This is a genomic window from Streptomyces sp. NPDC059003, assembly GCF_042740445.1.
GTDB lineage: Bacteria > Actinomycetota > Actinomycetes > Streptomycetales > Streptomycetaceae > Streptomyces.
In genome coordinates this window covers 282,237-293,728 of sequence record NZ_JBHYJH010000001.1, presented here as the reverse complement: position 1 = coordinate 293,728, position 11,492 = coordinate 282,237, and the positions used below count along the sequence as shown (strand labels likewise).

Below are 11,492 nucleotides of genomic sequence, written 5' to 3'. Positions count from 1 at the left end.
CGTCCGCCGGCACCTGCCGGGGGTGGGACTCCACCCACCGGTCGGCGGGGCGGGCCCCGCCGCCGCGCCGGGCCCGGCAGGTGTCCCGCGTCCACGCCGCGTGCCGCGCTCACCCCGGGTGCGGCAGCCCGCCCGGCGTGGCCGCACGCCTGCGCGCCCGCCCGCACGCATGCCCGCGCGTGCGCAAGAGCCGCCCCCGTCCCCCCGGGTCGGCGGCGCCCTGGAGCTCGTCAACTCCGTGGTCGGAGCGGCGTCGTTCGCCGGTGCCCTGATGCTGTACGCGGGCTACATCTACACCAACGCCTACTTCGGCTACTTCCACCTCGACAGCTTCGCCGTCGGCTTCGACACCTTCGAACTGGTCATACGCAGCCTGAGCCTCGCCACCCTGCCCGCCCTGGGAGTCCTCGTCCTGGCCCTCCTGGGCCCGGACCTGCCCCGCCTCCTGACCGCCCTGCGCGTCCCCTCGCGCCACGTGGACCGACTGCGCGGAGCCGGGCGCGCGGTGGCGCGGGCCCACCTGGTGTTCGTGGCCGCCGGAGCCGTCTTGCTGCTGCTGTGGCGGTGGATCCAGCCGTACGCGTGGTCGGCGCCGCTGCTCGTGGCGGTCGGACTGCTCCTCGGCCGGACCCGTGCCGCCACGCCCTCGGGTTCCGCGCCCCCACCGGCGTGGCGGCGCGTCGCCACGCTCCTGGCCGCCGGGCTCTTCCTCCTCTGGGTCGTGGCCCTGCTGGCCGGGGAGATCGGCCGCCAGGACGCCCGCGACGACGCCGGCCAACTGGTGCGCCGCGTGGCGGTGGTGGTCCTCAGCACCGAACGCCTCAGCTTCGCCCCGCCCGGTCCCGAGGTGGAGGACCTGGGCCGCGGCACGCACTACCGGTACCGCTACAGCGGCCTGCGCCTGCTCGTCGAGCGCGACCAGCGCTACTACGTCCTGCCGCTGGGCTGGCACAAGAGCACCGACCCGACGTACGTGATCCAGGACGACGACACCGTCCGCATCGAACTGCGCCCCGGCACCCAGCCACGGCAGGACCGGCCGTAGGGCGTCAGGACGCCGCGCGCACGTCGTCCCGCGCCGGGGACCCCGCCGGCACCTCGGACCAGGGCTCGGCGCGCCCCAGGGACAGGAACTGCTCCTCCAGCAGGAGTAACAGCGCGGCGACGGTCATCAGGCCGCCGACGAGGAACGTGCCGCGCACGCCGATGAGGGGGAGCAGCAGGCTGCCCGCGAGGGCGCCCGCGGCCACGCCCAGGTTGTAGGCGGCGCTGTTGGCGGCGATAGCCGTTTCCGTGCGGCGCGGCGCGAAGTGCATGACCTGGCTCTGGGTGGCCATGAAGACCGGGCCGAGGGACGCCCCCAGGAACACGATCATGAGGACGGCCACGGTCGGCGAACCGCCCGCCGCGTACAGGCCGAGCAGCGCCACCGCCTGCGTCGTCACCGGGAGCGTGAGGGTCGCGCGCGGGAAGCGGTCGAGGAGCCGCCCGTACACCGCGACGCCGACGATGCCGGTGATGCCGAGGACGAGCAGCAGGCTGCTGACGGAGGACTCGCTGAACCCGCTCTCGTCCACGAGGAACTTGGAGATGTACGTGTATCCGGCGAAGACTCCGGTGACCGTGAGCGCGGTGACGGTCAGGACGACCGCGAAGCGGCGGGTGTCCGGCGCGACGCCCCGTACGGCGTGGCTCTCCTCCGGGCGGGAGCTGGGGAGCATCGTGGCGATCACGAGGAAGCACGGCACGGCCAGGGCGCCGACCACCAGGAACGGCACCTGCCAACTGGTGTGCTGCCCCAGCCAGGTGCCGCCGGGCACGCCGAGCACGAGGGCGAGCGAGCCGCCCACCGACAGGACCCCGATGACGCGGCCGCGGACGTGCGGCGGGAACAGGCCGACCGCGACCGGCCCCATCACCGCCCAGAACAGCGCCTGGGCGACCGCGGTGACCAGTCGTCCGGCCATGAGGACCCAGTACGAGGAGACCAGGGCCGACAGCACGCTCGCGAGGAACAGCGCGACCAGCAGGGCGCAGAGGACGAAGCGGCGCGGGACGGACCGGGTCGCCTGCGCGATCGGCACCGAGACGAGGGCCACCGTCAGTCCGTAGCCGGACACGAGGAGGCCGACGGCCGACAGGGACCGGTCGAGGTCGTCGGACATCAGCTTGAGAATGCCGATCGGCAGGTTCTCGGTGGTGTTGAAGGCGAACGCGCCCAGCATGAGCGCGCCGACCACGGCCACACCGCGCCGGTTCACCGGTCGCTCCGTCTTCTCCGATGTCTCCGTCGCCATCCATCCTCCACGTTCACAGTGCGTACACGAAAGCCGTGAAACCACGAAAGCACAGCATGGCTTGTTCCTGCTTCAACGGGCCCCGGTCGGCGGAAAAGGGAGCCCTGGTCGGCGAGAACTGGCCGAAGGGCATCGATTTGGCTGAGGGGGATGTCGGCAAGGCGCCGATTGGCGCGGCGTAAAGAAGCGGGCGCGTCCTTGCATTCCGTGACATGAGCGCATGCGGCCGTGGGGGTGTGGACGCTCGATCAAGTGCCATGTACGCTACAGTTGTTGAAGCGCGCCCCCCATCAACCCCCCACCCTCGCGCACGACTTCGCACCGTTTCCCGTCAATGGGTATGCACGGCCAAGCAATGGTGTTCGTGACGCCTGTGAGATGTGGCGTCGATTTAAGCACGGTGTCCTCGCAAGGAGTGAGCGTTGCTTAATCGTGAAGACGCGGATTTCCCCTTACTTGCTCCGCAGTTACGCACCTGGGCGGCCCAGTCGGACGACTTGAGCAACCCCGTTTACTGTATTTGTGACTATCTCGACATCCGAGGTCCCGTCGACCCCGTTCTGATGAGCTCCGCGCATGAATTCGTGGAGGAAGAGGCCGAAGCGCTGCGGCTTGCCGTCATCACCGTGGAAGGCGAGCACCGGCAGTTCCTGCGCGACAAGACGACCCCCCTGGAATTACTGGACCTCAGCGCGGAATCCGCGCCGGCGGCGGCCGCCACCGCCTGGATGGAATCCGACGCCCGGCGACCGGTGGACCCCGACCAGCTGTGCACGTCGGCGCTCGTCAAAGTCGCCGACGACCACTTCATCCTGTACCGGCGGGTGCACCACGCCGTCGTCGACGGCTACAGCCTTGCGCTCATCTTCAACCGCACCGCCGCGGTGTACACCGCACTCGCCCACGGGCTCCCGCCCGGCGGCAGTGGCTTCCCCCCGTACACCCATCTGCTGGAGGCCGACGCCGCCTACCGCGACAGCAAGAGCTTCGCCCGCGACCGCGAGCACTGGCAGCGGAAGATGGCGGGACGCCCCGAGCCGGTGAGCCTCGCGGGCCGCGCGGGGGGCCTCGCCATCGGCCGCCGCCGCACCGCCGAGCTCGCCCCGGACGCCGTCGGGCGCCTGCAGCGCGCCGCCGACGACCTGGGCGTGACCTGGTCCGACCTGGCCGTCAGCGCCATGGCGGCGTACGTCGCGCGCACCACGGGCGCCCGTGAACTGCTGCTCGGCCTGCCCACCGGCGGCCGCCTCAGCCCGCAGGTGCGCAACGTACCGGGCATGACGATGAACATCCTGCCGCTGCGGCTGAGCGTGGACACCGCGACACCGCTCGGCGACTTCGCCAAGGAGGTGTCGCGCGAGATCCGGGAAGTGCTGCTGCACTCCCGCTATCCCACCGCGGAGATCTCCCGTGAACTCGCCGAGAAGGGCGACGGCGCGCGGCTGTGGGGACCCATGGTCAACGTCATGAGGTTCGACTACGCACTGGACTTCGCCGGAGCCCACGCCGTGCTGCGCACCGTGTCCCTTCCGCTCACGGTCGACCTGACGGTGTATTTCTTCCAGACCTCCGCCGACGGCGCCACCGACGTCATGCTCGACGCGCACCCGGAGCTCTACAGCCCGGCCGAGACGGCCGGCCACATGGAGGGAATCCTTTCCCTGCTGCGCGCCCTCGAGACAGCGGGACCACGCACCGCCGTGGGCGACATCGGCGGCTGACCCTCCGCACACGCAGCCATCGCACCACCCTCCGCACGCCTTACGCATGAGCCATGCGGCCCGTCGACCCCCGGCCGACGGCGCGCCGCCGTGCCGTCATGCCGTCATGCCCGGAAGGACGAGGGACCAACGAATGGACCTGACAGCGGACGACGCCGTCGACCCGGCCACGAAGAATCCCCAGGAGGCCACCGAGATCAGAGCGGCGCTGAAACATCTGCGCACCGAACCCCGGGGATGGGTGTTCTCCCTCAAATTCGCCCTCTGCGCGCTGCTCACCGCGATCGGCGTCCTGGTGGTGCTGCAACCGGAATGGTGGTGGCGCGCCACCGGAATCGTCCTGATCGGCGCCATGTTCGCGCACGCCGCGGAACTCCAGCACGAAACCCTGCACAATCTCGCCTACCGCAGCCGCAGGGCCAACGCCGTCACCGGAATCATCCTCGGCCTGCCGATGCTGATCTCCTTCGCGGCCTACAAAGCGGCGCACATGCGCCACCACCGTGACCTCGGCACTCCGATGAACCGGGAATTCTTCGACTACGGCGACCAGTACGGCACCGCGGAGCGCTCGAAGTTCCGCACGGCCGTGGACTGGACCGTGCGCTTCACCATGGCCCACCACTACGCGCTGTTCGCGGCGAACCTCGGGCGCTCGCTGCTCGGCCGGGAATTCGAAGGGGAGAGCGTGCGCGTGTCACGGCGCATTCGCCGTGACCACTTCCTGGCACTCGGCGCACTGCTCGCCCTGTCCGCCCTTTCCTGGTCACTGGATTCGGCGGTCGTCGTCTGGGTATGGCTGCTCCCGCTCGCCCTCGTGGCGGGGCCCGTGCACGCCTTCATCGAGCTGCCGGAGCACTACGGCTGCGAAACGCTGAACCGGGACCCCTTCGCCAATACCCGGACCATTCGCTCCAACCGCGTCCTGACGTGGTTCACCAACGGCAACAACTTCCACGTCGAGCACCACCTCATGCCCCATCTGCCGCTGGAGCGGCTGCCCGCCCTGCACAGCGAAGTCCAGGACCGCATCCGCTACTTCAACCGCGGCTATCTCGACTACTTCGGAAAGCTGCTCCGCGGAGCGGGCCGCTGAAAGGAGCAGCAGACATGAAGGTGACCTTCAAAGTGGCGCGCACCCCGGCCGACAAGGCCGACGTGCTCCGCCTGCGCGACGCCGTGTACGTCGGTGACCAGGGCCGGCTCGCGGACGCCGGGGACACCGCGGCGACCTTCGACCGCTTCGACCCCTACGCCGAGTACATCGTCGGCTACGACGACGGAAGGCCCGTGGGCACCGTCAAGGTCGTCCCCGACACCGAGGCCGGCCTTCCCTGTGACGACACCGTCGACCTCTCCGGCCTCCGGGACGGCAACCGGCTCGTGGAATTCGGGCACTTGATGACCCTGCCGGAGATGCGCCACCGCGAGATCGGCATGGCGCTGATGCGCGAAGCCGTGATCCACAGCGCCAGGACGCACGACATGACGCACATCCTCGGCGACTTCTTCGTCGACGACTCCGAAGGGCTGCGCGGCTTCTACAAGGAGATCGGCTTCTTCGCCCTGCACGAGCCGTACGAGGACCACCGGTTCAAGGGCTCGCCGCTCAGTCTGGTGGCGGCGCTCGACGTCACCGAGGCCGTGCGGCGGGCCAGGACGCCCGAAGGGAAGAAGAGCCGGCTGCTCCAGTACTTCTTCGGCGACTACGACCACTACAAGCGGGCGCACGACGGCCGCGACGACAGCGACAGCCACGACGGACGGCGGGAGGCGGCGGATGCGGACACGGCGGCAGCGCCTCGCTGAGGCGAAGGCGGCCCACAACCACCCGGCCTACGCCAAGATGGCGTTCGTCATGGGCTGTGGCGTCCAGGGCAAGGGCGCGGGCAGCCGCGTCATCGACGACGCGTCAAACACGTCGTACCTCGCGCTCTTCGACCAGTACGGCAACCAGTCCTTCGGCTACTCCCACCCCCGGATCGTCGCCGCCGTACGCGAACAGCTCGACTCCGGCGTCCTCAACAGCACCAAGATCCTGTTCGAGGAGGTGCAGATCCGGCTCTCCGAGCGGCTCGCTCAGACCACGGGACAGCGCCTGCCCTACTCCTACCTCGCCAACGGCGGCGGCGAGACCATCGACAACGCGCTCAAGCTGGCCCGCGCCGCCACCGGCCGCCCCGGCGTCATCAGTGCCCGCGGCTGCTTCCACGGCAAGACCTTCGCCACCCTCAGCGCCTCCGACCGGCCCGAACACCGCGAGCTGCTGGGCCCGTTCATGGAGCACTTCCGGCAGGTCGACTTCGGCGACGTCGACGAGCTCGCCGCGGCACTCGACGACACCGTGGCCGCCGTGCTCCTGGAGCCCGTGCAGGCCGAGGCGGGCGTGATCGTGCCGCCGCCCGGCTATCTGCGGGAGGTGCGCAGGCTGTGCGACGAGCACGGAGCGCTGCTCATCCTGGACGAGATGCAGACGGCGTTCGGCCGGTGCGGCACGTTCTTCGCGCACGAGCAGTTCGGCGTCACCCCCGACCTGGTGTGCGTGGGCAAGGCGTTCGGCGGCGGGGTCCTGCCGCTGTCGGCGGTCCTCGGCACCGAGCGGGTGTGGGAGGTCCTGCGGGTGCTCCCCTCGACCTTCGGCTCCAGCCTGGGCGGCAACCCGCTGTCGTGCCGCGTCGGCCTTGAGGCCATCGCCATCGCGTCCGACGAGGCGTTCCTCGCCGGCGTCAAGGAGCGGGCGGGCACCATCGACGCCCGCCTCGCCGCCGCGGCGGCCCGCCACCCCGGGATCATCGCCGCGCACCGCGGCATCGGCATGATGCACGGCATCGAGTTCACCGACGGCGCGGTGGCGGGACTCGTCCTCGGGCGGCTGCTTGAGGAGGGCATCACCTCCACGTACTCGCTGTACCACCCCCAAGTCCTGCGGGTCCAGCCGCCCATGGTCATCTCCCCGGACGACCTCGACCACGGCCTGGCCGTCCTGGAGGGCATCCTCGCCGAGGTCGACGGACAGGGCGGCGCCGGACCGGCGGCCGAGCTGTCCCCGGTGACCTGCTCGGTGCCGCTGCCGCACCCCGCGGGCGACGTCCTTGAGCTGCTGCACGCCCGGCCCCGGCTGCTCGACCCGTTCGCGGCGGACACCGGCGCGGCGGGCGTGGGGCACGACCCGGAGTTCGCCGGGCGCCTCGGCGCCGACCCGGTGGTCTGGGCGGACCGGGCCGAACTCCTCGCCGACGGCGTGCGGTTGACCGCCGCGCCCGGCTGGCTGTGGCACACCCTCGAACGCCGGGCCACCGTCACCGAGGCCCCGGACGGCGGCAGCCTCCTGGAGGTCACCGTCGCCTGGGACACCGACAGCGGCGGGTACGAGGAGATGCTCGGCGGCCGGATCGGATTCCTGGCCCGCGCGCGGCTCACGGAACTCGTCGCCGCACTGAAAGCCCCACTCGCCTCCCCGGAAAGGAAGTCGGCCGACAGGTGACCATGAACCTCGCGGATCTCCTGGACCGCTCAAGCAGGCACACCACCGCCCACGTCGTGGAGATCGACGTCGCGGGCAAGCGCCGCGAGCTCACCCACAGCGAGCTCACGGACCTCGCGCGCACCCGGGCCGAACAGCTGAAGGCCGCGGGCGTGCGCCCCGGCCACCTCATCGGCATCCGCGCCGCCAACAGCCTGGACTGGATCGCCTGGGACCTCGCGGCCCTCGCCGCCGGCGCGCGCCTGAAGGCGTTCGCCGACTCCACGGAGATCCCGGACCCGGACGGCTTCGTCGCCGAGCACGGGCTCGCCCTGCTGATCGCCGACGGGCCCGTGCCCGCGACCCCCGTCGTCGTCCGGCCCGACGGCACCCCGGGGACGGACGTCGTCCCGCCCACCGCCACGACCGTCGACGCCGACGACCTGCACAGCCTGGTCTACTCCTCGGGCACCTCCGGGCGCCTGAAAGGCCTGGAGATCAGCGTCAAGGGCACCGAGTACGTCATCAACCGGTTCGTGGACGCCTTCTCCGTGACCGGCCGCGACCGGCACCTGATCTTCCTGCCGTTCGCCAACTACCAGCAGCGGCTCTCGGTCTACCTGTGCCTGTGGCTCGGCGCGGACCTGGTGCTCGCCCCGTACCAGCGGGTGTTCCAGGCGGTCCGCAAGGAGAGCCCGACGTTCCTGATTGGGCCGCCCGTCTTCTACGACACGGTGGTCCAGCTCCATGCGAAGAGCGGCGGCGACGCCTCGCTCGGCGACTTCCTCGGCGGCCGCGTCCGCTTCCTGATCACCGGGATGGCGCCGATCCGCCGCGAGACCCTGGACGCGTTCTGGCAGCGCGACGTGCCGCTCTTGGAGGCGTACGGCCTGACCGAGACCGGCATGGTCGCCTGGAACACCCCCGACGAGCACCGCGTCGGCACGGTCGGGCGGCTCATCGACCCGGACGCGGTGACCTTCCTCGACGACGGCGAAGTCCTGATCAACCGCCCGGCGCCGCTCGGCCGCGGCTACTTCGACACGGACGGCGACCCGTCCGCCGCGGAGATCTTCAAGCCCGACGGCACGATCCTGACCGGCGACTACGGCCGCCTCGACGCGGACGGCTTCCTCACCCTCATCGGGCGCAAGAAGGACGTCATCGCGCTCGGCAGCGGACGCAAGGTGCACCCGGCCGAGATCGAGGCGGCGTTCGCCGGGATCGACGGCGTCTCGGAGATCGTCGTGGTGCCGACCCCGCAGTCCAACCGGCTCGGCGCCCTCGTCACCCCGACCGACCCGGCGGACCCCGCCCTGCGCGCCCGCATCGAGCGGCGGATCGAGGAGACCAACGCGACCCTCGACGCCCACGAGCGGGTCCTGTCGGTGGTGTTCTCCACCACGCCGCTGCGCTCCGACCCCGCCTTCATGACCGCCAACATGAAGCTGAGCAGGGGGCTCGCGGCGACCCACTTCGCGGCGGCGGTCACCTCGGACGCGGTCACCTCCGACGCGGCGTCCGGCGGCTCGGGGCCGAGCGCGTGACCGGGGCGGCCACCGAAGGCGGCGCGGGCGGCCTGCCCCGCGCCGTCGACGCACCCGGCCCCGTCGACGCACCCGGCCCCGTCGACGCACCCGGCCCCGTCGACGCACCCCGCGTCGTCGACGCCCAGGTGCAGCTCGGCAGCCAACTGGCCATCCCCCGCGCCTTCCTGGAGTACCAGGCGGCCAACGCCCACCACCGCATGGCGGCGTACGGCCACGCGGTACGCCCCGAGCGCATGCTCGACCGGGTGCTCTCCGTCCACCAGGACGACGACGGCGACCGGCTCGTCGCCGAGCTGGACGAGGCGGGCGTCGACCAGGCGTTCCTGGTGATTCCGGACTACTCGCACGTGGCCCGGTGCGCCCTGACGCCGCCCGAACTCGCCGGGCACATCGACAAGGTGAGCCGTCGGCACGCGGGGCGCTTCAAGGTCTTCTGGGGCGTCGACCCGCGCGGCGGGCAGGACGGCATCGACCTGTTCGAGCGGTGCGTCACCGCGTACGGCTTCGCCGGGCTCAAGCTCTACCCGCTGTGCGGCTACTCGCCGAGCGACCGGCGCCTGTACCCGTACTTCGAGCTCTGCGAGCACTACGGCCTGCCCGTCCTCAGCCACACCGGCCCCGGCTGGGGCCAGCTGGAGTTCGCGTACGGCGCGCCGCTGCTCCTCGACGAGGCGGCCCGCGACTTCCCACGGGTGAACTTCATCCTCGGGCACGGCGGCGTCACCCACGTCGACGAGGCCACCTATCTGTGCGCCCACCGGCCCAACGTGTACCTGGACATCAGCCAGTTCCACTCCGTCCTTGCGGCGGACGGCTGGCAGGCGCATCTGAACCGGCTGTTCCGCCTGGGCGTCAGCCACAAGATCCTCTTCGGCACCTGCTGGCCCTCCTACCGCCTCTCGGAGTCGCTGCCCGGCCTGGTGGGCGCCTTCGCCAAGGGGCAGCCCGCGGTGGCCGGGATCAAGGAGGCGGACCGGCGCATGATCATGGGCGGCAACAGCCTGCGCCTGGTCGCCGGAGCACCACGGAACGACGGCACGCACCCCACCACGGACAACACCGACGTCACGGACCGAGGAGGCCGCGCATGAGCACGGACATCGCAGCGCTGGAGAAGCTGATGGTGGAATGGGTCGAGCGATGGGTCGAGGGGGAGGCGCACGCGGCGGTCGACGGGCAGACCAACCTCAGTCACACCGGCCTGCTCGACTCCATGGCCATCGTCGGCCTCATCTCGTACCTGGAGGAACAGACCGGGACCGAATTCGACTTCGGCACCTACGACCCGCAGCAAGGCGTCCGCATCCAGGGTCTGATCCAGCACGTGCTCGGATGACCACGGTCTACGACGGCCACTGCCACGTGGCGTCGACCCGGTTCATCCCGCGCGCCTTCGTGGCGGACGTGGCCGGCAACGTGTGCTGCCGCCTCGGCGCCCTCGGCGCGGCCCCGCGGCACGACCGCGTCACCGACGGCCTGGTGGCCCAGCAGGAGGACCACCTGGCCGACGGCCTGGTCGCCGAGATGGACGCGGCCGGGGTCGAGCGCGCGGTGCTGCTCGTGCCCGACTTCGGCCTGCGGATGCCCGGCACCCTGGAGCCCGCGGACGCGGCCCGCCACCACCACGAGATCCGCCTGCGGCACCCCGGCCGCTTCTGGGTGTACATCGGCGTCGACCCGCGGCGCGGCCCCGAAGGCGTCCGCGCCTTCGAGGCCATGGTCGACGCCTACGGCCTGGACGGCGTGAAGCTCTATCCGCCGTGCGGCTACTCGCCGTCGGACCCGGGGCTCTACCCGTACTACGAGATCTGCGCGGCCCGGCACCTGCCGGTGTTCGTGCACACGGGCCCCACCGCCAGCAGCCTCGACTACGGACCTGCGCACCCGATGCGGGTCGACCGGGCCGCGCGGGACTTCCCCCGCGTGACCTTCGTGCTCGGGCACGGCGGGCTCACACACGTCGAGACCAGCGCGTATCTCGCGGCGTACCGGCCCAATGTGTACCTGGACACCGGCGGGTTCGCGAGCGGGCCGAGCCTGCCCGCCTGGACCGGGCATCTGAACCAGCTGTTCCGCATGGGCGTCAACCACAAGATCATTTTCGGTACGGACTGGCCGCTCGCCCGCCTGAACGGGCTCAAGGGGCTGATCGCGGAGGTCGTCGACGGGCCCACGGTGCTTGCCGGGGTGTCCCGGAAGGACCGGTCGCTGCTGCTGCACGAGAACCTGCTGCGCGTCCTGCCGCCGGACAGCCGCCCGACGCCCTGAACCGGGGCCACCGCACCCGCGGCCCGAATCCGGGCCCGCGGCCTGCATCCGGGCCCGCGCACAGCGCCGCACGCACAGCGCCGCACGACCGCACCGAGCCGCACGCGCGGCGTCCGCACCACCGCATCCCGCACCACACCATCTCTAGGGGCTGGGCCATGGCTATCACCGGATCGGACAGCGCTCACACGGA

At 71.3% G+C, this 11,492-nt stretch carries 10 protein-coding genes; 9 read left to right on the top strand and 1 reads right to left on the bottom strand.

All coding sequences use genetic code 11. The features are described from left to right. The first annotated feature begins 169 nt into the window (after positions 1–169). Positions 170–1,045: a hypothetical protein gene (locus tag ACFWZ5_RS01280; protein WP_384786173.1), complete on the top strand. Its 876-nt coding sequence runs from the start codon at positions 170–172 to the stop codon at positions 1,043–1,045. A 4-nt stretch (positions 1,046–1,049) separates the two neighbouring features. On the opposite strand, the gene ACFWZ5_RS01275 is transcribed toward ACFWZ5_RS01280, so the two are convergent. Further along, positions 1,050–2,297, bottom strand: coding sequence for an MFS transporter (locus ACFWZ5_RS01275; protein ID WP_384786170.1), 1,248 nt, complete (start codon positions 2,295–2,297; stop codon positions 1,050–1,052). A gap of 422 nt (positions 2,298–2,719) precedes the next feature. Here ACFWZ5_RS01275 and ACFWZ5_RS01270 point away from each other — a divergent pair, with 422 nt between their 5' ends. From ACFWZ5_RS01270 to ACFWZ5_RS01235, 8 genes are all read left to right on the top strand, one after another. Next, positions 2,720–4,018: a condensation domain-containing protein gene (locus ACFWZ5_RS01270; RefSeq protein WP_384786167.1), complete on the top strand. Its 1,299-nt coding sequence runs from the start codon at positions 2,720–2,722 to the stop codon at positions 4,016–4,018. Between the two features lie 133 nt (positions 4,019–4,151). Further along, positions 4,152–5,114 carry a fatty acid desaturase family protein gene (locus tag ACFWZ5_RS01265; protein ID WP_384786164.1) on the top strand — a complete coding sequence of 321 codons (963 nt, stop codon included), beginning with the start codon at positions 4,152–4,154 and terminating at the stop codon, positions 5,112–5,114. Positions 5,115–5,128: 14 nt separating this feature from the next. Next, a complete protein-coding gene (locus ACFWZ5_RS01260) occupies positions 5,129–5,827 on the top strand; it encodes a GNAT family N-acetyltransferase (RefSeq protein WP_384786161.1) in 699 nt (232 codons plus the stop codon). Continuing rightward, the gene (locus ACFWZ5_RS01255) at positions 5,799–7,502 is read left to right on the top strand and encodes an aspartate aminotransferase family protein (RefSeq protein ID WP_384786159.1); all 1,704 of its coding nucleotides are present in this window, start codon (positions 5,799–5,801) and stop codon (positions 7,500–7,502) included. The genes ACFWZ5_RS01260 and ACFWZ5_RS01255 overlap by 29 nt, the downstream gene beginning before the upstream one ends. A 2-nt stretch (positions 7,503–7,504) precedes the next feature. After that, positions 7,505–9,028, top strand: a complete 1,524-nt coding sequence (locus ACFWZ5_RS01250) for an AMP-binding protein (RefSeq protein ID WP_384786275.1) — start codon at positions 7,505–7,507, stop codon at positions 9,026–9,028. Next, complete coding sequence (locus ACFWZ5_RS01245) at positions 9,025–10,122, top strand: amidohydrolase family protein (protein ID WP_384786156.1); 1,098 nt, start codon at positions 9,025–9,027, stop codon at positions 10,120–10,122. The genes ACFWZ5_RS01250 and ACFWZ5_RS01245 overlap by 4 nt, the downstream gene beginning before the upstream one ends. Next, positions 10,119–10,367 carry a hypothetical protein gene (locus ACFWZ5_RS01240; protein WP_384786153.1) on the top strand — a complete coding sequence of 83 codons (249 nt, stop codon included), beginning with the start codon at positions 10,119–10,121 and terminating at the stop codon, positions 10,365–10,367. The genes ACFWZ5_RS01245 and ACFWZ5_RS01240 overlap by 4 nt, the downstream gene beginning before the upstream one ends. Continuing rightward, positions 10,364–11,299 carry an amidohydrolase family protein gene (locus ACFWZ5_RS01235; protein ID WP_384786151.1) on the top strand — a complete coding sequence of 312 codons (936 nt, stop codon included), beginning with the start codon at positions 10,364–10,366 and terminating at the stop codon, positions 11,297–11,299. Before ACFWZ5_RS01240 ends, ACFWZ5_RS01235 begins: the two co-directional genes overlap by 4 nt. The last annotated feature ends 193 nt before the right edge of the window (positions 11,300–11,492 follow it).